The following is a 22,972-nucleotide window of genomic DNA, read 5'->3' on the forward strand; positions in this document are numbered from 1 at the left end:
CATGCGTTAAACAACAGTAATCGCCACCATCATTTTCCAGCGGCAGCCCCAACAGGGTGCTTGTACAATGCCAATGGGAAAAACCGACGGGCTCAATGAACCATGAGAAAGACCACAACCGGGCGCATGACCAAAGTCGTGCTGCTGATCAGTTTCATCATTCTAGTCGGTCGCCTGCTGTATGCCGCCATTGCCGCTATTCCCCATCATCAGGAAAAAAGATCGCTGCCTGAACCGCAGACCCAGGAAGCCCGCGTGGATAATCGGTGATTATCTTGCCCTACCAAGCGACCATCACCCTGAGTCACTGGCACGCCAAAGCTGCTGACCCTGCGCCATCAGATTGATAAAAATCACGCCAACTGCCGCTATGCTCTATCTTTTAAAGATAGTCTAAAAGGAACCCGGTGTGCCAAGTCAGCGTTAAGGAATTCCATGTCCGCCGCAACACATAACGTCAAAAAAGTCGCTGAGTATCGTCAGCGCATTCTAAGCCTACTGTTAAATAATACCCCTTTGATTGACGGCATTCTTGGTCGCTCAGGGGATGAAAAACAACTCAGCGAAGGCGAACTGCTTAATCATACCGCCGAAATCACCCACTTGCTGCAAGATATGCACGCCGCTGACCTGGCGGACCTGCTAGAAGCGTTGCCGCAAGATGAACGCCTGGCGCTGTGGCGGCTGGTGGATAACACCAAGCGCGGCCAAACCCTGGTAGAAGTTGCCGAACCCGTCTGGGATAGCCTGATCGAAGAGATGAGTGATAAAGACCTGCTCAAGGCGATCAAAACCCTGGATGTCGATGAACAGGCCTATCTGGCGCAATACCTGCCACGTAACCTGATGGGCCGCCTGCTGACCTCACTGGAACCAGAGCAGCGTGAGCAGGTACGCGAGATGGTGCATTACGGCAAGGATACCGTCGGCTGGATGATGGATTTCGAGCTGGTCTCGGTACGCCCTGATGTCTCTTTGGGGGCCGTACACCGCTTCCTCCGTCAGCGCAAAACCATTCCGGACGCCACCGATAAACTGTTCGTCACCGATCGCAAAAATACCCTGTTAGGCGAACTGCCGCTGACCGCGATCCTGCTTAACGATCCGCAAACCCCGGTATTTAAGGTGATGGACAGCGATCCCACCACCTTCCAGCCGGAAGACAAAGCCGAAGCTGCAGCCAGCGCGTTCGAACGTTATGACCTGATCAGCGCCCCGGTGATCGATGCCAAAGGCAAACTGATGGGGCGATTAACCATCGAAGAAATCGTTGACGTGGTTAACGAAGAAAGCGACACCACTCTGCGTCGTATGGGCGGGTTAAGCCCGGAAGAAGACGTGTTTGCCCCGGTCAGCAAAGCGGTGAAAACCCGTTGGGCCTGGCTGGCAATCAACCTCTGTACCGCCTTTATCGCCTCCAGGGTCATTGGCCTGTTTGAACACACCATTTCACAATTGGTAGCGTTGGCCGCCCTGATGCCCATCGTCGCCGGTATCGGCGGCAATACCGGCAACCAGACCATTACCATGATCGTGCGCGCGCTGGCGCTGCATCAGATCGAAGAGGGCAATATTTCGCGCCTGTTGTTCAGAGAACTGGGCGTAGCCATCATCAACGGGATCGTCTGGGGTGGCATCATGGGGCTGGTCACCTATCTGCTATATGGCGACCTGGCAATGGGGGGCGTGATGACGCTGGCCATGATGCTCAATCTACTGGTAGCCGCGCTGATGGGGGTGATCATACCGATGACCATGCTCAAACTGGGCCGCGATCCTGCCGTGGGCTCCAGCGTACTGATCACCGCCCTGACCGATACCGGCGGCTTCTTTATCTTCCTGGGGCTGGCGACCGTGTTCCTGCTTTAGTCAGTGTCACCGATAGCTCGGTCAGAGCAAATCGCGGGTTTCCCTTGCGGAGGAAGTACCGAATCGCAACGGTGTGTCTTGATAGAGGTTGGGTATATACTTGGATAGGTATTCCTCGTCCGCTGTACTTCCCTATGGCGGCAGGGTTTAGTGGTCGATAGCACAAAGTGAAGGTTACCGATGGATCTCAGCGCAGCGCAGCACCCACTCAAAGCTAAAGGTGCCTTGTTCACCCACTCGTTGCTGAGCGCACTGATTGTGTTTCTGCTGGCCTACCTGTGCCTGACGCTGTCAGCAGAATCCAGCCACTTTACCCCGCTGTGGTTCCCGACTGCCGCCGTTATTATGCTGATGTTCCACCAGCCGCCGCGCAATTGGCCACTGCACTTGATCCTCAGCGGGATCGGCATGTGTATTGCCAGTTTCCTGCTGTTCGGCCTCAGTTGGTTCCCGGTCAAACTCACACTGATTAACCTGCTGGAAGCCACCGTCTGTACCCTGCTATTACGGCGAATACTGCAGCCGAACGATCCGTTAAACGACTTGGCAAGCTGGTTGAAATTTGTTTTCTGCGCCGTGATCTTCATGCCTATGTTCAGCGCACTACTGGCGGCCACAGTAGCGCCGGAACCAGGGGAAACCTTTTGGCAGCCCTTCAGCACCTGGTTTATTTCCGAAGCGATTGGCGTACTGGCCCTGGCGCCGATCGGGCTGGTTTATCGCCGCTCAATGTTAAGAACGCTAAACCTGTTTGAACTGCTGCTGGTATCGCTGGGGACACTGGTCTTCAGCTATCTGGCGCTGCTCAACCTGCCCTTCCCGTTTACCTTTATCATCCTGCCGTTGCTGTGGGCAGCGATCAGCCTACCGCGGCTCGAAGCCTTTATTATCTGTTTTACCACGACCCTGATGATTACGGTGATGATCTCGCTAGGGCTGTTGCATTTTCAGGATAGGGGGACGTTTTTAAGCGATGTGACAGTCTACCTGCCACTGATGTTGATCCTGATCCCGGCCCACTCTATGGCGATGGTTATGCATGCTTTCCGGGTGGAAAAAGAGCATATCGTGGAAAGCGAAGCGCGTTTTCGTAATGCGTTGGAGTATTCAGCCATCGGCATGGCGCTGGTGTCACCAGAAGGAAAATGGTTACAGGTCAATCAGGCGCTGTGCAAACTGCTGCGCTATACCCCAGAAACCCTGCGCCGCCTGACGTTTCAAGAAATCACCCATCCCGATGATTTAAATGCCGACCTGACACAGTTACAAGACCTGGTAGATGGCCACATCAGCAGCTACACCATGGAAAAACGCTATATCCGCAGCGACGGTGAGAGCGTCTGGACACTGCTGGCGGTATCTCTGGTACGCGATCCGCAGGGCCAACCGCTGTACTTTATTTCTCAAGTAGAAGATATCAACGAACTAAAACGTACCGAAGCGGAGAACCGCAGCCTGGTGGAACGTATAACGCTAGCCAATCAGGCCGGCGGGATCGGCGTATGGGAATGGATGCTGGCCGGGGATAAACTCACCTGGGACAAACGGATGTTCGAGCTGTACGAACTGACGCCGGATCAAACCCCCAGCCTGGCACTGTGGAAGTCTTTGCTGCTGGAGGAGGAGCGTGAACGCATCGGGCGGCAAATGGCAACGCTTACCGACCAGCACCGGCCGTTTGTGATGGAGTTCCGCATCAAGACCAGGTTGGGGGGGATACGCCATATTCGCGCCCAGGGTAATACCATTTTCGATGAGCATGGTGAGCCAAAGCGGATGATCGGTACCAATATCGACATGACGGAAATCAAATCGCTGGCCGAAGCGCTGCACGAAGAGAAGGAACGTTTGCACATTACGCTAGACGCCATCGGCGAAGGAGTGATCTCCACCGACCGCGAAATGCGCATCACCTTTATGAACCCGGTAGCTGAACAAATGTGCGGTTGGCCGTTGGAGCTGGCGCTCGGTATGCCGATTAACGGCGTGGTGCGGATGACCAACGGCCAGGATGGCCCAGAGATAGAAAATCCGGTGCAAAACTGTCTGCAAGAAGGGCCTCCCTTGCCAGCAGAATACGCGCTGGTACTGCATAGCCGCGACGGCCGCCGCTTCGACGTACAGGAATCGGTATCGCCGCTGAAAACCATCGAGGGGGAGGTGATGGGGGCAGTGATGGTGTTGCAGGACGTCAGCGCCTCGCGGGAACTGATGAAAAAGCTCAGCTACAACGCCTCACACGATGCGCTGACCGACCTGAAAAACCGTACCAGCTTCGAAAAGCGGCTGAAGGGCGCTATTGCCAGCGTGGCCGAAAACCAGCAACAGCACTCGCTGGTGTTCCTCGATCTCGACAGGTTCAAAGCGGTTAACGATAGTGCCGGACACGCGGCAGGCGACGCCTTGCTCAGGGATATTGGCCAGCTGATGCAGCGCCAGCTGCGTAACAGCGACTGCCTGGCACGGCTCGGTGGCGACGAATTTGGCCTGATCCTGTTCGACTGTTCGTTGGAGCAGGCCAAGTTGCTGATGCAACAGATGATCGAGCAGATCGGCGAGTACTCATTCTGCTGGGCAGGCAAGATTTATCATGTTGGCGCCAGCGCCGGTATTACACCAATCGGTGCCACCAGCGGCAAGAGCAGCGAGCTATTGGCACAGGCCGATATCGCCTGTTATACCGCCAAGCACCACGGCCGCGGCCAGGTTTATATCTATGAAGCCCGGCAAAAACAGCAGATGGAGCGCCGGCATGAGCTGCTAACGAGCCAGGAAGTGCTGAATATTATCGATAATCAGCAATTGCTGTTACGCGTCAGGGCAGCCTCGCCGCCTAAAACGCCGCAGGCGGTCTGTTTCTATCAGTTAAAGCTGCACGTTAACCCACCCGATGATCGCCTGCTGGCCTCTGAGTCCTTCCTCGCCGCTGCCCAGCTCTACGGCCTGCTGCCGGATATCGATCGCTGGTTGGTAAGCCAGATACTGGAAAAACATGCCGAAGCTCTACGCCGCAAGGGGCTGGCCATTGCGCTGCCATTGGCCACAGACAGCGTGCTAGATCTTGATTTTCAAAATTATTTGCTGGAGTTACTGGCGGCTTCCGTGTTACCGGCCAGCGCGCTGTATCTGATGGTGGACGAGACTATCGTGCTCGATCACCCAGAGGATGGCGGCGCCTTTATCCGCCGTTTGCAGCAGATGGGCTGCAAGCTGATCGTCAATGGTTTTGGCCGCAACCTGAACGCTTTCGATCAGTTAAACGGCCAGACTATCGATTACATCCGCATTGACGAACGTTTTATCACCGACGTCCACTGCAACCAAATGGATGAACTGATGGTGTCGATGATCCATGGTGCCGCGCACCGTATTAATACTCAAACTCTGGCCGGCCCAGCACATCAGCAGGTTACGCTAAGTGCGCTGACTGCCATCGGGGTCGATCTGGTAGACGGTGACACCGTTGCGCTGGAGCTACCGCTGAGCGATTTACTCAGCGGCGGCTACTTCGGTATTCACTGAAGGTGCCCAACGATCGTTATGCCACAGATGCAAGGTGGCGTAGGAGCGCCAAGGCCGCCAGCGTTCGGCATAGCGCTCAATCTGGCGCGGTGTCATGCCGGGGAAACGCTGTTTGATCAGATAGTCCCCTGCCAGAAAAACGTCCGGCCATGACCAGGCCCGCATCGCGATATAGCTGGCGGTCCAACTGCCTATCCCCGGTAATGCAGTTAACTCCTTGATACCTTGTTCGATATCCAACACGTTATCCAGCTGCAAACGCCCTTCTGTCACCCTGCGTGCAATTTCTATCAGCGCAGCCGCACGCTTCAGCTGTACGCCCAATGGACGCAGATCTTCCGGTTGCAGCTGGGCGATCCGCGCCGCCTGCGGAAAAACATGAGTGATATCGCCATACGGCTGCTCCAGCGCCGTTCCCCAGCGTTCGGCCATCCGTCCGGCAAAGGTAGCCGCCATCTTGACGCTGACCAACTGCCCCAATACCGCACGCGTAGCCTGCTCAAAGCTGCTGACACAGCCAGGCAAACGTAAGCCGGGCGCATCCGCCGCTAGCGCGCCTAACGCCTCGCAAATGCGGTCAGGCGCGGCATCCAGATCGAACAGTTGGCGAATGCGCCGTAGGACTTCGGTCGTCACCCGGCTAAGTGACGGGGCAATTTCCACCCGCACCCGGTTACGCGCCTCTTCCGGCTGGACGCTCACCCAACCGCAATATTCGACGCCGCCCTGCTCCACCGCGATCGAACGGCAGTATTGTTGACCGACAACGCTTTCCACGCCGCTGACCGCACGCGTCTGTAAGAACCCCAGCATACGCGGCCAATCGTAAGGTGGCCGATACCCCAGATGAAACACCAGTCCGCTGGTGGCGGCACGCTCACTACGGCCAGCAGTGCTACGCAATACCGAAGGGATCAGGCGATAACGGGCCTTAAACAGCTCATTGAAACGCCGCAGGCTGCCAAACCCGGCGGCAAACGCCACCTCGCTCAGGGGCAAATCGGTATCCGCCAGCAGCCGTTTGGCCTGCAACAGACGGTGCGACTGGGCGTAATCAATGGGGGAGGCGCCGAACTGCTCGGCAAAAATGCGCCGCAGATGGCGATCGGAAATCCCCAGGCGGGTAGCCAGCTGTTCACAGCTGTGCTCTGAAAGATAGCCCTGCTCGATCAGCTGAACCGCAACCTGAGCATAGCGATTGCCCAGGTCGATCAACGCCAGCCCAGGAGCCAATTCAGGGCGGCATTTCAGGCAGGGGCGAAAACCGGCCAGTTCGGCGGCAGCGGCGCTGGGGTAAAACGTACAATTTTCGATTTTCGGCGTACGGGCGCTACATACCGGCCTGCAATAGATACCGGTGGAGGAGACACCGACAAAAAATCGTCCGTCAAACTTACGGTCACGCGCACTCAGCGCGCTATACAGCGCCTGTTGTTGATTCTTCATGGCATCGCTCGGAGTCAGTTTTTTGTTCATTATGGCGCTCGGACCTGTGGCTGACGTGCGGGAATCGGACATTAACCTGCTTGACTCACTTTGTCGGGATACGGTTAAACGGGCGTAGCATGCGGCGCCCCTACAAATTCAGTGCCCTTGTCTCCAACCTGGTTCAAGTTAACCATGCCGCCGCGATTACCGCTAAATTTTTCACCAGTTAGCCGCCCACTCGTTGCTCGGCAGACCAGTCTCGGGTAAAGTCGCCCCCCTTCATCGGCATGGGGAACGAAAAATGTTTATTGGCTTCGATTATGGCACTGCCAACTGCTCTGTCGCCGTTATGCGCGATCAGGGCCCTGAATTACTGACGTTGGAAAACAACGAACCGTATCTCCCTTCAATGCTGTGCGCACCGACGCGTGAAGCGGTGAGTGAGTGCCTGCATCGCCACTGGCAGGTGCCAACCGGCAGCGAGGAAAACCAGCAACTGCTGCGCCGCGCCATCACCTTCAACCGCGAAGAAGATATTCCGGTCAACGGCGACAGCGTGCTGTTCGGCCTGCAGGCGCTGGCCCACTACATCGAAGATCCGGAAGAAGTGTATTTTGTCCGCTCACCGAAATCCTTCCTAGGGGCTAACGGCCTTAAGCCACAGCAGATTGCGCTATTTGAAGATCTGGTGTGTGCCATGATGTTCCACATCAAGCGCCAGGCGGAAGGCGTATTACAAACCAGCATCGATCAGGCCGTCATTGGCCGCCCGATCAACTTCCAGGGCACCGGCGGTGAAGAGGCTAACCAGCAGGCGCAGGGGATTTTGCATCGTGCCGCACAACGGGCCGGTTTCAAAGAGATCGAGTTCCAGTTCGAACCGGTTGCCGCCGGTCTGGACTTTGAAGCGACGCTGAGCGAAGAGAAAACCGTGCTGGTGGTCGATATCGGCGGCGGCACCACCGACTGCTCGGTGCTGCTGATGGGGCCACAATGGCGCGATCGTGCCGATCGCCAACAGAGCCTGTTGGGGCACAGCGGTTGCCGCGTGGGCGGTAACGATCTGGATATTATGCTGGCGTTCAAACAACTGATGCCTCTGTTCGGTATGGGCGGTGAAACCGAGAAAGGCATTGCCATGCCTGCATTGCCTTACTGGAACGCAGTAGCGACCAACGATGTCCCGGCCCAAATCGATTTCTACAGCACGGCCAACGGCCGTATGCTGCGCGATCTGATCCGCGATGCTGCCGAACCCGAGAAGGTGAAACGTCTGTTGAAAGTCCATCAGCAGCGCCTGAGCTATCGGCTGGTACGTGCGGCGGAAGAGAGTAAAATCGCGCTATCGGGTCAGGCAAGCATCAGCGCTCAACTGGATTTTGTGCAGCCGGAGCTGGCAGAGATGATCAGCCAGGAACAGTTGGCCGATGCCATTGCCCAACCTCTGTTGCGTATCCAGGAACAGGTTAGCGCCGCCCTGGCCACCAGCCAAAGCAAGCCGCAGGTTATCTACCTGACCGGTGGTAGCGCACGCTCACCACTGCTGCGAACCGCACTGCAACAGCAGTTGCCAGGGATCCCGATCGTCGGTGGCAACGATTTTGGCTCGGTTACCGCCGGGCTGGCACGCTGGGCGCAGACGCTGTTTCGTTGATTAACGCAGGGGCGGCTAACGCCCCTGACAATGGAGCATTATGGCTATCATCACGGGTGAAACACCCAGATTACTGCTACGCGGTTGGCAAGATAGCGATCTGCCCGCCTTTGCCGCGCTCAATAGCGACCCAGAGGTGATGAAATACTTCCCGGCAGCGCTAAACCGCGCTGAAAGCGATGCCCAGGCAAATCGCATCCGCCACTTTATGCAACAGCACGGCTGGGGGCTGTGGGCCGTCGAGGTGAAGCATCAGGCTGCCTTTATCGGCTTTGTCGGGCTAGCCATTCCTGGTGACGATCTGCCCTGCTCGCCCTGCGTGGAAATTGGCTGGCGGTTGTCGAAGGAGCATTGGGGCCAAGGCTATGCCAGCGAAGCGGCACGTTGCGCGCTGGATATCGCTTTCAATACGCTGCAACTGTCAGAAGTAGTGTCCTTTACTGCTGAAATTAATCTCCCTTCCCGCCGAGTGATGGAGCGCATCGGGATGAACTTCAGCGGTGAAACCTTCGAGCATCCCCGTTTACCGCTGTGCCATCCACTACGCAAGCATGTGTTGTATCGTAAGCTATCGCCAAACAAGTGATGGTGATGATAACTCATTGAATAATAGTTGATATCCCCTCACCCTAACCCTCTCCCAAAGGGAGAGGGGACTGAACGTGCCACAGTTTAACCCCTGTGTCTAACCACAACACAATCCAACCTGTGAAATTCTATTTCATTGAAAGTTATATAAATAAAACTCCCTCTCCCTTTGGGTGTGTACAGGGAGAGGGTTGGGGTGAGAGCTAGGGGACTGAACGAGCCACAGTTTAGCGCCTGCATCTGACCACCATACAATCCAACCTCATAAAGTCTAGGTGATTGAAAATCATATAAATCACCACCAATCTAACTCCCTCTCCCTGTGGGAGAGGGCTGGGGTGAGGGGCATCGCAGAAACTTACCAGGCACTTGCCTCATCCAGCGCCTTGATATCCTCGGCAGCCAATTGCAACTGTGTGGCACTCACCAACTCATCCAACTGGGTTAACGAGGTGGCGCTGACGATTGGCGCGGTGATGCTTGGGCGAGCAATCAGCCAGGCCAACGAGATCTGTGCGGGTGTAGTCTGGTGCTTCTCGGCCAGCAGATCGAGGGCTGCCAGAATGCGGAAACCGCGCGGATTCAGATAACGCGACACAATGGTATCCCCACGCTGGCTCTTACCCACGTCCTGTGCGCTACGATATTTGCCGGTAAGGAAACCACTGGCCAGTGAGAAGAAGTTGATCACCCCCAACCCCTGTTGCTGCGCCACCGTTTCCAGCGCCTGTTCATAACCTTCACGAGCATACAGATTGTATTCCGGCTGCAGGGTTTCATAGCGCGCCAGTCCGTTTTGCTCGCTGACTTTCAGCGCTTCCACCAGCCGATCTGCCTGATAGTTTGAAGCGCCTATGGCACGCACTTTCCCGGCCTTGATCAATTCATCAAACGCCGCCAGAGTTTCCGCCAGCGGGGTGTCCTGGTCGTCATCATGGGACTGATAAAGATCGATATAATCGGTTTGCAGGCGGCGCAACGAATCCTCTACAGCCTGACGAATATAGCGTGGCGACAAGCCTTGCTTACCCTCGCCCATCGGTTTTCCCACCTTGGTTGCGATGATCACCTGATCACGCTTGCCGCTTTTCTTGAGCCAGTTACCAATCACCGTTTCTGATTCACCGCCTTGATTGCCCGGCGCCCAGCTCGAATAGACATCGGCGGTATCGATAAAATTCAGCTGATTGGCTACCAGCGCATCCAGCAGGCTGAAAGACGTGGCCTCGTCTGCCGTCCAGCCAAATACGTTGCCGCCAAAGGTCAGTTGCGGGACCTGAATGCCTGAACGACCCAACGGTTTCTTGCTCATGATGTGGCTCCTGAGGGAAAAGGAAAAATTCGCCCTAAATTATTAGCGCGAAAACGGCTGGAACGCTAAAACGAATCGGTTATATGTCAGAAAATGTCTAGCTAAGCGTTGTTTTGGTAAAATAGACATTCTCCGCCGACAAACCTGACGCTTCCTCCATATTTCCTTCATTTTTACACCGTGACGGCTCGCTAAACTAGTATCCTGTAAGGAGTATCACTTTTGGCAACTGATTGCCCGCACGACTGTCTCTGGAGAGAATACCCAACGCCATGAATACAAAACCCAAACGCCGCTCACTGCTGCTGCGCCTGTTAGCCATAGTTATCGTAGTGCTTGCCGCCATTCTGATCTGGCGTCACTTTAGCGCGCCACAGGCTACCGATGCAGCGCCGGGTGCGCAGCAGGCAGGTTCAGGCCCAGCAGGAGCTGCAGGCAGAGCCGGTGGTAGACGAGGGGCTCCTATGTCTCCAGTACAGGCCGCCACCGCCACAGTGCAGAGCGTGCCGCGTTTCCTCTCGGGATTGGGCACCGCCACCGCGGCCAACACCGTGACCGTCACCAGCCGCGTCGATGGTCAATTGATGGCGATACACTTTACCGAAGGCCAACAGGTCAAGGCGGGAGACCTACTGGTTGAGATCGACCCACGCCCTTACGAAGTGCAATTAACTCAGGCTCTGGGGCAGTTAGCCAAAGATCAGGCGACGTTGGCCAATGCCAAACGCGACCTCGCCCGTTACCAACAGTTGGCAAAAACCAATCTGGTATCGCGCCAGGAGTTGGATACCCAGGAGTCACTGGTTCGCCAGACCGAAGGGGCGATCAAGGCCGATCAAGGGGCGGTGGACAGCGCCAAACTGCAAATAACCTACAGCAAAATCACCGCACCTATAGATGGCCGCGTGGGCCTTAAGCTGGTTGACGTGGGCAATTACATCGCCAGCGGCAGCACTACCGGCATCGTGGTGATCACCCAAACGCATCCGATCGATGTGGTCTTCACCCTTCCTGAAAGCAATATCGCCGATCTGGTCAAAGCGCAGAAGGCTGGCCCGGTGAGCGTCGAAGCTTGGGACCGCACCAATCAGCAACTGCTAACCACCGGTGAGTTATTGAGCCTGGATAACCAGATCGATACCGCGACGGGCACCATTAAACTGAAGGCTCGCTTCGACAATCTGGACGATGCGCTGTTCCCGAATCAGTTCGTTAACGCCCGGCTGAAGGTTGCCACCCTGCAAAATGCGGTGGTGATCCCTACTGCCGCACTGCAAATGGGCAATGAAGGCAACTTCGTCTGGCTGCTGAGCGCAGACAATAAGGTCAGCAAACATCGGGTTACCGCCGGTATTCAGGATAGCCAGCAGGTGGTCATTAGCGCCGGTGTCAATGCGGGCGACCGCGTCGTGACCGACGGCATCGACCGCCTGACCGAAGGCATGCAGGTTGAAGTGGTGGCGCCTCATCAAACAGCGGCTACCCCGAATGCAGAACAACCGAAGCACCGCGCTAAACCTCAGGGGAACTCCTGATGCAGTCGATGTCCCCCCATAGCGGCGGTGGGCCTTCCCGCCTGTTTATTCTTCGCCCGGTAGCCACCACGCTGTTTATGCTGGCTATCATGCTGGCCGGGATCATTGGCTATCGCTCGCTGCCGGTTTCCGCCCTGCCGGAAGTGGATTACCCAACCATCCAGATCGTCACGCTTTACCCAGGCGCCAGCCCGGATGTGGTCACCTCGGCGATCACTGCGCCGTTGGAGCGCCAGTTTGGCCAGATGTCCGGCCTTAAGCAGATGGCCTCGCAGAGCTCCGGTGGTGCCTCGGTGATCACCCTGCAATTCCAGCTTGAACTGCCGCTGGACGTTGCCGAGCAGGAAGTGCAGGCGGCCATCAATGCCGCCACCAACCTGCTGCCCAGCGATCTGCCCTACCCGCCGATTTACAGCAAGGTTAACCCGGCCGATCCACCGATCCTGACGCTGGCCGTCACCTCAACCGCCATGCCGATGACCCAGGTAGAAGACATGGTGGAAACCCGGGTGGCGCAAAAGATTTCGCAGGTTACCGGGGTCGGTCTGGTCACCATTTCTGGCGGACAACGCCCGGCCGTGCGGGTGAAGCTCAATGCTACGGCGGTGGCCGCCTATGGGCTGGATAGCGAAACCATTCGCACCGCCATCAGTAACGCCAACGTCAACTCGGCCAAAGGTAGCCTGGACGGCCCGACGCGTTCGGTTACGCTCTCTGCCAACGATCAGATGAAAACCGCAGAGGATTACCGTCAGCTGATTATCGCCTATCAGAACGGCGCAGCCATCCGCCTGCAAGATATCGCCACCATTGAGCAAGGCGCAGAGAACAACCGCCTGGCGGCATGGGCCAATAAAGAGCAGGCCATCGTGCTGAATATTCAGCGCCAGCCGGGTGCCAACGTCATCACCACCGCTGATAGTATTCGCGAGATGCTGCCAGAGCTGATCAAGAGCCTGCCAAAGTCGGTAGATGTGAAGGTGCTGACCGACCGCACCACCACCATCCGGGCCTCGGTCAGCGACGTACAGTTTGAGCTACTGCTGGCGATCGCCCTGGTCATCATGGTGATCTACGTCTTCCTGCGTAACGTTCCCGCCACCATTATTCCGAGCGTGGCGGTGCCGCTTTCCTTGGTAGGCACCTTTGCCGTCATGTATTTCCTCGACTTCTCCATCAACAACCTGACGCTGATGGCGCTGACCATCGCCACCGGCTTTGTGGTGGATGACGCCATCGTGGTGATCGAGAATATCTCGCGCTATATCGAAAAAGGTGAAAAACCGCTCGACGCGGCGCTGAAAGGGGCCGGAGAGATCGGCTTTACCATTATCTCGCTGACCTTCTCGCTGGTAGCGGTGCTGATCCCACTGCTGTTTATGGGGGATATCGTTGGCCGCCTGTTCCGTGAGTTTGCGGTGACGCTGGCAGTGGCGATCCTGATTTCCGCGCTGGTGTCACTGACGCTAACGCCGATGATGTGCGCCCGAATGCTTAGCCACGAGTCGCTGCGTAAGCAAAACCGTTTCTCTCGTGCTTCCGAGCGTTTCTTTGACCGGGTGATCGCCCAATACGGCGTGTGGCTGAAAGTGGTGTTGAACCATCAGTGGCTGACGTTAGGCGTTGTCTTCGGCACTATGGCGCTGACCGTGTTGCTGTATCTGCTGATGCCGAAAGGCTTCTTCCCGGTACAGGATAACGGCATCATTCAGGGCACGCTGCAAGCGCCACAGAGCGTTTCATTCAGTAACATGGCCGAGCGCCAGCAGCAGGTTGCTGCCGAAATCCTCAAGGATCCGGCGGTAGAAAGCCTGACGTCCTTTGTCGGCGTGGACGGTAGCAACGCTACGCTCAACAGCGGCCGTTTGCAGATCAACCTTAAACCGCTGAGCGAACGGAGCGATCGCATCCCGGCAATCATTACCCGCCTGCAGCAACAGACGGCGCAGTTCCCCGGCTTGAAACTGTATCTGCAACCGGTGCAGGATCTGACCATCGACACCCAGGTGAGCCGTACGCAGTACCAGTTCACCCTCCAGGCGATGTCACTGGATGAACTCAGCCTGTGGGTGCCGAAGTTGATGGCCGAATTACAGCAGGCGCCGCAACTGGCCGAAGTGACCAGCAACTGGCAGGATCAGGGGCTGGTGGCCTATGTAAATGTCGACCGAGACTCGGCCTCGCGCCTTGGCATCACCATGAGCGATGTCGACAGCGCGCTGTATAACGCCTTCGGTCAGCGCCTGATCTCAACCATTTACACCCAGGCCAACCAATATCGGGTGGTGTTGGAGCATGATGTCTCCAGCACACCAGGGCTTTCTGCGTTAAACGATATCCGCCTGACCAGCAGCAACGGTACCATCGTGCCATTGAGCACCATCGCCAAGATAGAAGAGCGTTTCGGCCCGCTGTCGATCAACCATCTCGATCAATTCCCTTCGGCCACCGTGTCGTTTAACGTGGCCGGTAATTACTCGCTCGGGGAAGCGGTAGAGGCGATCACTCAGGCTGAGAAAGACCTCAATATGCCCAAAGACATCACCACACAGTTCCAGGGCGCCACGCTGGCATTTCAGGCTGCCCTTGGCAGCACGCTGTGGCTGATCCTCGCGGCGGTGGTCGCGATGTATATCGTGCTGGGCGTGCTGTATGAGAGCTTTATCCACCCGGTGACCATTCTTTCTACCCTACCCACCGCCGGTGTCGGGGCCCTGCTGGCGCTGATGCTCTCCGGCCATGAGCTGGATGTGATCGCCATTATCGGGATCATCTTGCTGATCGGCATCGTGAAAAAGAACGCCATCATGATGATCGACTTTGCATTGGCTGCCGAGCGTGAGCAAGGGATGACGCCGTACGACGCCATCTATCAGGCCTGCCTGCTGCGTTTTCGCCCGATCCTGATGACCACGCTGGCCGCGCTGTTGGGGGCATTACCGCTGATGCTGAGCACCGGCGTCGGGGCCGAACTGCGCCGCCCGCTGGGCGTCTGTATGGTCGGTGGCCTGGTGATGAGCCAGATCCTGACGCTGTTCACCACGCCGGTGATTTACCTGCTGTTTGATAAATTGGCTCGCAATACCCATCGCCAGCCAGAACCGCAGGAGCTGCCGTGAAATTCTTCGCCCTGTTTATCTACCGGCCGGTTGCCACAACGCTGTTGACTCTGGCGATCACCATCGCCGGGGTGATTGGCTTCCGGCTGCTGCCGGTATCGCCGCTGCCGCAGGTGGATTTCCCCGTCATTCTGGTCAGCGCTTCGTTGCCTGGCGCCGATCCGGAAACCATGGCCTCCTCGGTGGCCACACCGCTGGAACGGGCCCTGGGCCGGATCGCCGGGGTGAATGAAATGACCTCGACAAGTTCACTTGGCAGCACCAGGGTGATCCTACAGTTCGATCTCGATCGCGATATCAACGGGGCTGCGCGTGACGTACAGGCCGCGATTAACGCCGCCCAAAGTCTGTTGCCTACCGGGATGCCAAGCCGCCCCACCTATCGCAAGATCAACCCGTCCGACGCGCCAATCATGATCCTGACGCTGACTTCGGATACCTACAACCAAGGGCAGCTGTATGACTTCGCGTCTACGCAGTTGGCGCAAAAAATTGCCCAGACGGAAGGCGTAGGCGATGTCTCGGTCGGCGGCAGTTCCTTACCTGCGGTACGCGTGGAGCTTAACCCCGGCGCCTTATTCAACCAGGGGATTTCACTGGATGCGGTAAGGCAAACCATCGCCAACGCCAACGTGCGCCGCCCGCAAGGCGCGGTGGATGACCCACAGCAGCGCTGGCAGGTCCAGGCTAACGACGAATTGAAAACCGCGGCGGCCTACCAACCGTTGGTTATTCACTATAATAACGGCGCGGCGGTACGGCTGAGCGACGTGGCCAACGTCATTGATTCGGTCCAGGACGTACGCAACGCCGGGATGACCAACGCCAAACCGGCCATCATTCTCACCATTAGCCGTGCTCCCGGTGCCAATATCATTCAAACCGTGGATCGTATCCGCGCCGAGTTGCCCGCGTTGCGGGAGAACATCCCCGCCTCGATCGAGCTGAGTATTGCTCAGGATCGCTCACCGACGATCCGTGCCTCGCTGGCCGAAGTAGAGCAATCACTGGTGATCGCCATAGGGCTGGTGATCCTGGTGGTCTTCATCTTCCTGCGCTCGGGCCGCGCCACGCTGATCCCGGCAGTGGCCGTACCGGTTTCCCTGATCGGTTCCTTCGCCGCCATGTACCTGTGCGGCTTCAGCCTGAATAATCTTTCGCTGATGGCGCTCACCATCGCCACCGGTTTTGTGGTGGATGACGCCATCGTGGTGCTGGAAAACATTTCACGCCATGTCGAGGCCGGAATGAAACCGATCAAAGCCGCCCTGCAAGGGGTGCGTGAAGTCGGCTTCACCGTGCTTTCCATGAGCGTATCGCTGGTGGCGGTGTTTATTCCCTTGCTGTTTATGGCTGGTTTGCCAGGCAGGCTGTTCCGTGAATTTGCCGTGACGCTTTCGGTGTCGATCGGGCTTTCATTGCTGATTTCACTGACGCTGACGCCGATGATGTGCGCCTATCTGCTGCGCTACCAGCCACCGCGCGAACAGCGGCGTATTCGGGGTTTTGGCCGCATGTTACTGGGTTTACAGCAGAGCTATGGCCGCTCGCTCAACTGGGTGTTGGGCCATTCCCGCTGGGTATTGGCAGTGTTCCTGGCCACGATTGCCCTCAACGTCTGGCTGTACATCAGTATTCCAAAAACCTTCTTCCCCGAGCAGGATACCGGCCGCCTGATGGGCTTTATCCAGGCCGACCAGAGCATTTCGTTTCAGGCGATGCGCGTTAAACTGCAAGAATTTATGAAGATCGTGCGGGAAGACAAGGATGTGGATAACGTCACCGGTTTCACCGGCGGCTCGCGCACCAACAGCGGCTCGATGTTTATTTCCCTCAAGCCGCTGTCGGAACGCACCGATGATGCCCAAAAGGTGATCGCTCGCCTGCGTGCCAAACTGGCGAAAGAACCGGGGGCTAGCCTGTTCTTGATGGCAGTGCAGGATATCCGCGTCGGCGGGCGGCAGGCCAACGCCAGCTATCAATACACGCTGTTGGCCGACGATCTTGGCGCACTGCGCGAATGGGAGCCAAAGATCCGTACCGCGCTGGCAGCCTTGCCGGAGCTGGCGGACGTCAACTCCGATCAGCAGGACAAAGGCTCGGAAATGGATCTGACCTACGATCGCGAAACCATGTCGCGGCTGGGCATTTCGGTCAACGACGCCAACAACCTGCTCAACAACGCTTTCGGGCAGCGCCAGATTTCCACCATCTATCAGCCGCTGAACCAATACAAAGTGGTGATGGAGGTGGCTCCGCCCTATACCCAGGACGTGAGCTCGCTGGACAAAATGTTTGTGATCAACAGCAGCGGTCAGCCGATCCCGCTGTCTTACTTTGCCCAATGGCGGCCAGCCAACGCCCCGCTGGCGGTGAACCATCAGGGGCTGTCGGCAGCCTCCACTATCTCGTTCAACCTGCCGGACGGTGGCAGCCTGTCCGAGGCGACGGCAGCCATCGAACGGACCATGACGCAGCTGGGAGTTCCCTCCACCGTGCGAGGTTCTTTTGCCGGTACCGCACAGGTGTTCCAGGAAACGCTAAAATCACAGCTGTTCCTGATCGCGGCGGCCATCGCCACGGTATATATCGTGCTGGGTATTTTGTATGAGAGCTATATCCATCCGCTGACCATACTGTCCACGCTTCCTTCTGCCGGAGTCGGGGCATTGCTGGCACTGGAACTGTTTGACGCGCCGTTTAGCCTGATTGCGCTAATCGGTATTATGCTGTTGATTGGTATCGTTAAAAAGAATGCCATCATGATGGTCGATTTTGCCCTGGATGCGCAACGCAACGGCGGGATCAGCGCCCGTGAGGCGATCTTCCAGGCCTGCTTACTGCGTTTTCGCCCCATCATGATGACGACGTTGGCGGCCCTGTTTGGCGCCTTACCACTGGTTCTGACCAGCGGCGACGGGGCGGAGCTGAGGCAGCCGCTGGGGATCACCATTGCCGGGGGGCTGCTGATGAGCCAATTGTTGACGCTGTATACCACGCCGGTGATCTATCTGTACTTTGACCGCTTACAGATGAAGTTCCGTCGCGGTAAAAAACTGACGCCGCTGCCTCACTGATCGGCAGCAACGCGGGAGATAAAGGGCTTATGAGATGAGCATCAAACCCAGCGCCCCGCTAGGGTCCACCTCGGTGCGATGGCAGCTGTGGATCGTGGCTTTCGGCTTCTTCATGCAGACGCTGGATACCACCATCGTCAATACCGCGTTGCCCTCCATGGCGGCCAGCCTGGGGGAAAACCCGCTGCGCATGCAGTCGGTGATTGTCTCCTATGTGCTGACGGTCGCGGTGATGCTGCCCGCCAGCGGCTGGCTGGCGGATCGGGTAGGCGTCAAACGGGTGTTCTTCAGCGCCATCGTGCTGTTCACGCTCGGGTCGATCCTGTGCGCCCGTTCGGAAACCCTGAATGAGCTGGTGGCCTCCCGCGTGATACAGGGCATCGGCGGCGCGATGATGGTACCGGTCGGCAGGCTGACGGTGATGAAAATCGTCCCGCGTGAACAGTATATGGCGGCAATGACCTTCGTCACCCTGCCCGGGCAGATCGGCCCGCTGATGGGGCCAGCATTGGGGGGCTTCCTGGTGCAATACGCCAGTTGGCACTGGATCTTCCTGATCAACATTCCCGTGGGTATCGCCGGGGCAATTGCCACCGCGCTGCTGATGCCCAATTACACCATGCAGACCCGGCGTTTCGATATCAGCGGCTTTATCATGCTGGCGATCGGCATGGCGACGCTGACGCTGGCGCTAGACGGGCATAAAGGCATGGGGCTTTCCTCTGCTACCATCGCCGGGCTGGTGGCAATGGGTTGCGCTGCGCTGGCTGGCTACTGGTTGCACGCCCGTGGTAACAGCCGCGCGCTGTTCTCACTGCGATTATTCAAGACAGAAACCTATCGCGTCGGCCTGACCGGCAGCCTGTTGGGGCGGATCGGTAGCGGTATGTTGCCCTTTATGACCCCGCTGTTTCTCCAGGTGGGCATGGGGTTTTCCCCGTTCCACGCCGGGTTGATGATGATCCCGATGATCATCGGCAGCATGGGCATGAAGCGCATCGTGGTGCAGGTGGTGAATCGCTTCGGTTATCGTAATGTGCTGGTGGCCGCCACGCTGATGCTGGCGCTGGTCACCCTGAGTTTTCCGCTGGTGGCGATGCTGGGCTGGGTTTATCTGCTGCCGGTGGTCCTGTTCTTCCAGGGCATGGTTAACTCCCTGCGTTTTTCCGCCATGAATACCCTGACGCTGAAAGATCTGCCCGATCGGCTGGCAAGCAGCGGCAACAGCTTGCTATCGATGGTAATGCAGCTATCCATGAGCCTGGGCGTCAGCATTGCCGGGATCCTGATTGGCAGCTTCGCGCATCATCAGGTGGTGGCCGATAGCCCGGCGATCCACAATGCCTTTATTTACAGCTATGGCTGCATGGCACTGATTATTGCCCTGCCGGCGCTGGCTTTCGCCCGCGTGCCGACCGACATCGCCCCCAACCGTACGTTGACCAAAGAGCCGGGCACCGGCTCCACGAGGACACATTGACTGCTCCCCGCCCTAAAGGGCGAGAATTCCCACTTCACAGAGCCGAACCTAAGCCGCGTGCTGCGATTCAGGATTTACAGGCTCTCCGTGGGCTAACACTGCCAGCCCGGCAGCTTTGATATTACGCGCCGCGTTGATATCTCGATCATGGTCAGCTCCGCACTCAGGGCAGTGCCAGTGACGAACATCAAGTGGCATTTTTTCCATGGTGAAGCCGCAACAGCTACAGCGTTTTGACGACGGGAAAAACTGATCTATGGCAACGACAGAACGTCCTGACCATTTCCCCTTGTACTGTAGCTGCCGCACAAATTCACCCCATCCGGCATCGGATATCGCTTTCGATAATGTGGGATTACGGAGCATGTTTTTCACTTTCAGGGATTCAACGCAAACAACTTGGTTCTCGTTTATCAGTTTGCGGGACAACTTATGCAGGCTGTCCATTCGGCAATCAGCAATTTTAGCGTGGAGCTTTGCGACTTTTAATCTTGCTTTGGCACGGTTCCTTGAACCTTTTTTCTTCTTGCTCAATCGGCGCTGTAGCAACGCTAAACGTTTCGCGTACTTCGCCGTGTGGCGGGGATTGCCGGTTTTAAATCCGCTATCAGTGACGAACAAATCTTTTAAACCCATATCAATGCCCGTCATTTTTGCGGTAACAGGCAGTGGTTTTGGTTCAAATTCGCACAAGCAGGACACGAAATATCGACCTGATGCGTCTTTGGAAATGGTGACGGTTGAAGGTGTCGAGGGGAGTTCACGACTCCAGCGAACATGGAGTGGCGTTGTGCTTTTAGCCATGTACAGCGTGCCGTTACGGTATTTAAAGGCACTCGCCGTAAATTCAGCAGATTGTTTGTGGTGTTTGCTTTTGAATGTTGGGTACCTGGCACGCCCCGCAAAGAAGTTAGAAAAGGCGGTCTGTTGGTGGCGAAGAGTCTGCTGTAACGGGACGCAGGAAACATCATTCAGCCAGGTAAATTCAGGCTCTTTTTTTAGGGCGGTTAGTCGGGCATTGGCCTGAATGTAGCCGATCTTCTCCTGTCGTTCGCGGTACGCATCAGTTCGCCAGCGGAGAACTGAATTGTAGACAAAACGCACACAGCCGAAGGTGTGAGCTAAAAACTCAATCTGATCCTGTGTTGGATAAAACCGATATTTGTAGGCGCGTTTCATATGTACAAAATTACAGCAGTTATAGTGAAAAGACAAAAAGAAGTTAGCTTGAAAACCGCTTCCTTTCCTCCCCGGCCTAAAGGCCGAGGTTTCCCGGAGGCAATCTGATGAGAATTGGCATAACCGGCAAGCTGTTTATGGCGATCTTCGCCACCTGCATGTTGGTGTTGATCACTATGCACTGGGGCGTACGCGTCAGCTTTGAACGGGGTTTTATCGATTACATCAAGCACAGCAATGAGCAACGTATCAGCATGCTCGGCGACGCGTTGGAAGATCAGTATCGCCGCCACGGCAACTGGGAATTTCTGCGTAACAACGATCAGGTGGTGTATCAGATCATGCGTTCGTTTGAGCAGAACAGCGACAGCAGCCACAATCTGCCCCCCAAGGGCTGGCGCACCCAATTCTGGGTGGTGGACAGCCAGTATAACCGGCTGGTGGGTCATTCCGGCCCGATCCCTAAAGAGAGCACCCGCCACCCGATCCACTACAACAATCAGATCGTCGGTTGGGTGGTAGCTACTCCGCCGGAAAAACTGACGCGCAATGCGGACATCAACTTCGATCGCCAACAGCGGCGCACCAGCTGGATGATCGTTGGGCTATCCACCTTGTTGGCGGCGGCAGTGACCTGGCTGATGTCGCGCGGCCTGCTGGCACCGGTCAAACGCCTGGTCGGTGGTACTCATCGGCTGGCGGCGGGTGATTTCAGCGCTCGGGTGGCGGTCAGCAGCCAGGATGAGCTGGGCCGGCTGGCGCAGGATTTCAACCAGCTTGCCACCTCGCTGGAAAAGAACGAACAGATGCGGCGGGCGTTAATGGCGGATGTTTCCCACGAGCTGCGTACCCCACTGGCGGTATTGCGTGGAGAGTTGGAGGCACTGCAAGACGGCGTTCGCCAGCCCACACCCGCTTCGCTCAGTTCGCTACAGGCGGAGGTCTCAACCCTCACCAAATTGGTGGACGACCTGCATCAACTGTCACTCTCCGATCTCGGTGCCCTCGCCTACCGTAAATTGCCGGTAGATTGCGTGCATCTGGTGCAGATCGCAGTGGCGGCCTTCCGTGAGCGTTTTCATGCCAAGCAGTTGGATATCGTCACCTACCTGCCGGAACAGATGCCACTGTTTGGCGATCCGGACCGACTGCTCCAGTTATTCAACAACCTGTTGGAAAACAGCCAACGCTACACCGATGCCGGTGGCCGGTTGGAGATTGGTATCGAACGCCTGCCGGGAACGGTGCGGATTTACTGGCAGGATAGCGCCCCGGGAGTGAACGACGAGCAGTTGGCTCTCATCTTCGAACGCTTCTATCGCACCGAAGGATCGCGTAACCGCGCTAGCGGCGGTTCGGGACTGGGGCTCTCCATCTGTCAGAACATTGTGGAGGCACACGGCGGCGAGATCCGTGCACAACACTCGCCTTTAGGCGGCGTGCGCATTACAGTAGATTTCCCCATCTCTGGTGAATAATAAGGTTGTTTGATGGAAAACCAAAATCAGTCACTACAGATCATGATTGTGGAAGATGAACCCAAGCTGGGCCAGCTGTTGGTAGATTATCTGCAGGCTGCTGGCTACGCCACCCGCTGGCTGAGCAACGGCAGCGAAGTGATCCCGGCGGTGCATGAGCAGCCACCGGCGCTTATTTTGTTGGATTTGATGCTGCCAGGCTGCGATGGCTTAACCGTTTGCCGCGAGCTACGGCGCTTTACCGACATCCCCGTCATCATGGTGACCGCCAAAATCGAAGAGATCGACCGCCTGCTGGGGCTGGAGATCGGGGCGGATGACTACATCTGCAAGCCTTACAGCCCTCGCGAAGTAGTTGCCAGGGTGAAAACCATCTTGCGTCGTTGCTATCGTCCACAGGAACATAGTGACGATGAGTCTCTGTTGCACATTGATGAACCGCGCTTTCAAGCCAGCTATCAGGGCCATATCCTGGATCTGACACCGGCGGAATTCCGCCTGCTGAAAACCCTGGCCTGCCAGCCGGGCAACGTGTTTTCACGCGAACAGCTGCTGAACAATCTGTATGACGATTACCGGGTGGTGACCGACCGCACCATCGATAGCCATATCAAGAACCTGCGCCGCAAGCTAGAGCTGATCGACGGTGACAAGGCGTTTATCCGTTCGGTCTACGGGGTGGGCTACCGCTGGGAAGCCGAACAGTGTCGGCTGGTCAATGGGCTGTGACG

Annotated in this window: 14 protein-coding genes; 11 read left to right on the forward strand and 3 right to left on the reverse strand. The window is 56.9% G+C overall.

Annotated elements, in window-relative coordinates:
* Positions 1-102: 102 nt before the first annotated feature.
* The 3 genes from ACMV5I_RS09945 (at position 103) to ACMV5I_RS09955 (ending at position 5,391) form a co-directional block, all read left to right on the forward strand.
* Positions 103-270: a YfgG family protein gene (locus ACMV5I_RS09945; RefSeq protein ID WP_065686557.1), complete on the forward strand. Its 168-nt coding sequence runs from the start codon at positions 103-105 to the stop codon at positions 268-270.
* Between the two features lie 165 nt (positions 271-435).
* Positions 436-1,869, forward strand: a complete 1,434-nt coding sequence (gene mgtE, locus ACMV5I_RS09950; protein WP_121607522.1) for a magnesium transporter — start codon at positions 436-438, stop codon at positions 1,867-1,869.
* Positions 1,870-2,049: 180 nt separating this feature from the next.
* On the forward strand, positions 2,050-5,391 hold the full coding sequence (locus tag ACMV5I_RS09955; protein WP_414824236.1) for a diguanylate cyclase: 3,342 nt from the start codon (positions 2,050-2,052) through the stop codon (positions 5,389-5,391).
* Here ACMV5I_RS09955 and alkA read toward each other — a convergent pair.
* Positions 5,359-6,867: a DNA-3-methyladenine glycosylase 2 gene (gene alkA / locus ACMV5I_RS09960; RefSeq protein WP_202671297.1), complete on the reverse strand. Its 1,509-nt coding sequence runs from the start codon at positions 6,865-6,867 to the stop codon at positions 5,359-5,361. The genes ACMV5I_RS09955 and alkA overlap by 33 nt on opposite strands.
* A 253-nt stretch (positions 6,868-7,120) precedes the next feature.
* Here alkA and yegD point away from each other — a divergent pair, with 253 nt between their 5' ends.
* Complete coding sequence (gene yegD / locus ACMV5I_RS09965) at positions 7,121-8,473, forward strand: molecular chaperone (RefSeq protein WP_121607525.1); 1,353 nt, start codon at positions 7,121-7,123, stop codon at positions 8,471-8,473.
* Between the two features lie 40 nt (positions 8,474-8,513).
* The gene (locus ACMV5I_RS09970; RefSeq protein ID WP_414824237.1) at positions 8,514-9,059 is read left to right on the forward strand and encodes a GNAT family N-acetyltransferase; all 546 of its coding nucleotides are present in this window, start codon (positions 8,514-8,516) and stop codon (positions 9,057-9,059) included.
* Between the two features lie 360 nt (positions 9,060-9,419).
* Here the strand turns inward: ACMV5I_RS09970 and ACMV5I_RS09975 are convergent, their stop codons facing one another.
* Positions 9,420-10,373, reverse strand: coding sequence for an aldo/keto reductase (locus ACMV5I_RS09975; protein WP_414824238.1), 954 nt, complete (start codon positions 10,371-10,373; stop codon positions 9,420-9,422).
* Between the two features lie 272 nt (positions 10,374-10,645).
* Here ACMV5I_RS09975 and ACMV5I_RS09980 point away from each other — a divergent pair, with 272 nt between their 5' ends.
* Genes ACMV5I_RS09980 through ACMV5I_RS09995 form a run of 4 tightly spaced genes read left to right on the forward strand, consistent with a single transcriptional unit; the run spans position 10,646 to position 19,584 of the window.
* Positions 10,646-11,908: an MdtA/MuxA family multidrug efflux RND transporter periplasmic adaptor subunit gene (locus ACMV5I_RS09980; RefSeq protein ID WP_260513697.1), complete on the forward strand. Its 1,263-nt coding sequence runs from the start codon at positions 10,646-10,648 to the stop codon at positions 11,906-11,908.
* A complete protein-coding gene (locus ACMV5I_RS09985; RefSeq protein WP_261144159.1) occupies positions 11,908-15,027 on the forward strand; it encodes an MdtB/MuxB family multidrug efflux RND transporter permease subunit in 3,120 nt (1,039 codons plus the stop codon). Before ACMV5I_RS09980 ends, ACMV5I_RS09985 begins: the two co-directional genes overlap by 1 nt.
* Positions 15,024-18,104 (forward strand): multidrug efflux RND transporter permease subunit MdtC, encoded by a 3,081-nt coding sequence (mdtC, locus tag ACMV5I_RS09990; RefSeq protein ID WP_414824239.1) that lies wholly within the window; start codon positions 15,024-15,026, stop codon positions 18,102-18,104. Before ACMV5I_RS09985 ends, mdtC begins: the two co-directional genes overlap by 4 nt.
* Positions 18,105-18,138: 34 nt before the next feature.
* Positions 18,139-19,584, forward strand: a complete 1,446-nt coding sequence (locus ACMV5I_RS09995; RefSeq protein ID WP_414824240.1) for an MFS transporter — start codon at positions 18,139-18,141, stop codon at positions 19,582-19,584.
* 48 nt (positions 19,585-19,632) lie between these two features.
* On the opposite strand, the gene ACMV5I_RS10000 is transcribed toward ACMV5I_RS09995, so the two are convergent.
* A complete protein-coding gene (locus ACMV5I_RS10000; protein ID WP_414824241.1) occupies positions 19,633-20,763 on the reverse strand; it encodes an RNA-guided endonuclease InsQ/TnpB family protein in 1,131 nt (376 codons plus the stop codon).
* A gap of 107 nt (positions 20,764-20,870) precedes the next feature.
* Between ACMV5I_RS10000 and baeS the strand changes: the two genes are divergently transcribed.
* Both baeS and baeR read left to right on the forward strand, forming a co-directional pair.
* The gene (gene baeS, locus ACMV5I_RS10005; protein ID WP_024486274.1) at positions 20,871-22,241 is read left to right on the forward strand and encodes a two-component system sensor histidine kinase BaeS; all 1,371 of its coding nucleotides are present in this window, start codon (positions 20,871-20,873) and stop codon (positions 22,239-22,241) included.
* Between the two features lie 12 nt (positions 22,242-22,253).
* Positions 22,254-22,970: a two-component system response regulator BaeR gene (baeR, locus tag ACMV5I_RS10010; RefSeq protein ID WP_024486275.1), complete on the forward strand. Its 717-nt coding sequence runs from the start codon at positions 22,254-22,256 to the stop codon at positions 22,968-22,970.
* Positions 22,971-22,972 lie beyond the last annotated feature (2 nt).

The sequence above is a fragment of the Serratia sp. T13T92 genome, from assembly GCF_047530105.1.
Lineage (GTDB): Bacteria > Pseudomonadota > Gammaproteobacteria > Enterobacterales > Enterobacteriaceae > Chania > Chania fonticola.

Excerpts from the sequence above, each read along its gene's own strand:
- ACMV5I_RS09945 (WP_065686557.1), top strand. The coding sequence starts at position 103 with ATGAGAAAGACCACAACCGGGCGCATGACCAAAGTCGTGCTGCTGATC.
- mgtE (WP_121607522.1), top strand. The coding sequence starts at position 436 with ATGTCCGCCGCAACACATAACGTCAAAAAAGTCGCTGAGTATCGTCAG.
- ACMV5I_RS09955 (WP_414824236.1), top strand. The coding sequence starts at position 2,050 with ATGGATCTCAGCGCAGCGCAGCACCCACTCAAAGCTAAAGGTGCCTTG.
- alkA (WP_202671297.1), bottom strand. The coding sequence starts at position 6,867 with ATGAACAAAAAACTGACTCCGAGCGATGCCATGAAGAATCAACAACAG.
- yegD (WP_121607525.1), top strand. The coding sequence starts at position 7,121 with ATGTTTATTGGCTTCGATTATGGCACTGCCAACTGCTCTGTCGCCGTT.
- ACMV5I_RS09970 (WP_414824237.1), top strand. The coding sequence starts at position 8,514 with ATGGCTATCATCACGGGTGAAACACCCAGATTACTGCTACGCGGTTGG.
- ACMV5I_RS09975 (WP_414824238.1), bottom strand. The coding sequence starts at position 10,373 with ATGAGCAAGAAACCGTTGGGTCGTTCAGGCATTCAGGTCCCGCAACTG.
- ACMV5I_RS09980 (WP_260513697.1), top strand. The coding sequence starts at position 10,646 with ATGAATACAAAACCCAAACGCCGCTCACTGCTGCTGCGCCTGTTAGCC.
- ACMV5I_RS09985 (WP_261144159.1), top strand. The coding sequence starts at position 11,908 with ATGCAGTCGATGTCCCCCCATAGCGGCGGTGGGCCTTCCCGCCTGTTT.
- ACMV5I_RS09995 (WP_414824240.1), top strand. The coding sequence starts at position 18,139 with ATGAGCATCAAACCCAGCGCCCCGCTAGGGTCCACCTCGGTGCGATGG.
- ACMV5I_RS10000 (WP_414824241.1), bottom strand. The coding sequence starts at position 20,763 with ATGAAACGCGCCTACAAATATCGGTTTTATCCAACACAGGATCAGATT.
- baeS (WP_024486274.1), top strand. The coding sequence starts at position 20,871 with ATGAGAATTGGCATAACCGGCAAGCTGTTTATGGCGATCTTCGCCACC.
- baeR (WP_024486275.1), top strand. The coding sequence starts at position 22,254 with ATGGAAAACCAAAATCAGTCACTACAGATCATGATTGTGGAAGATGAA.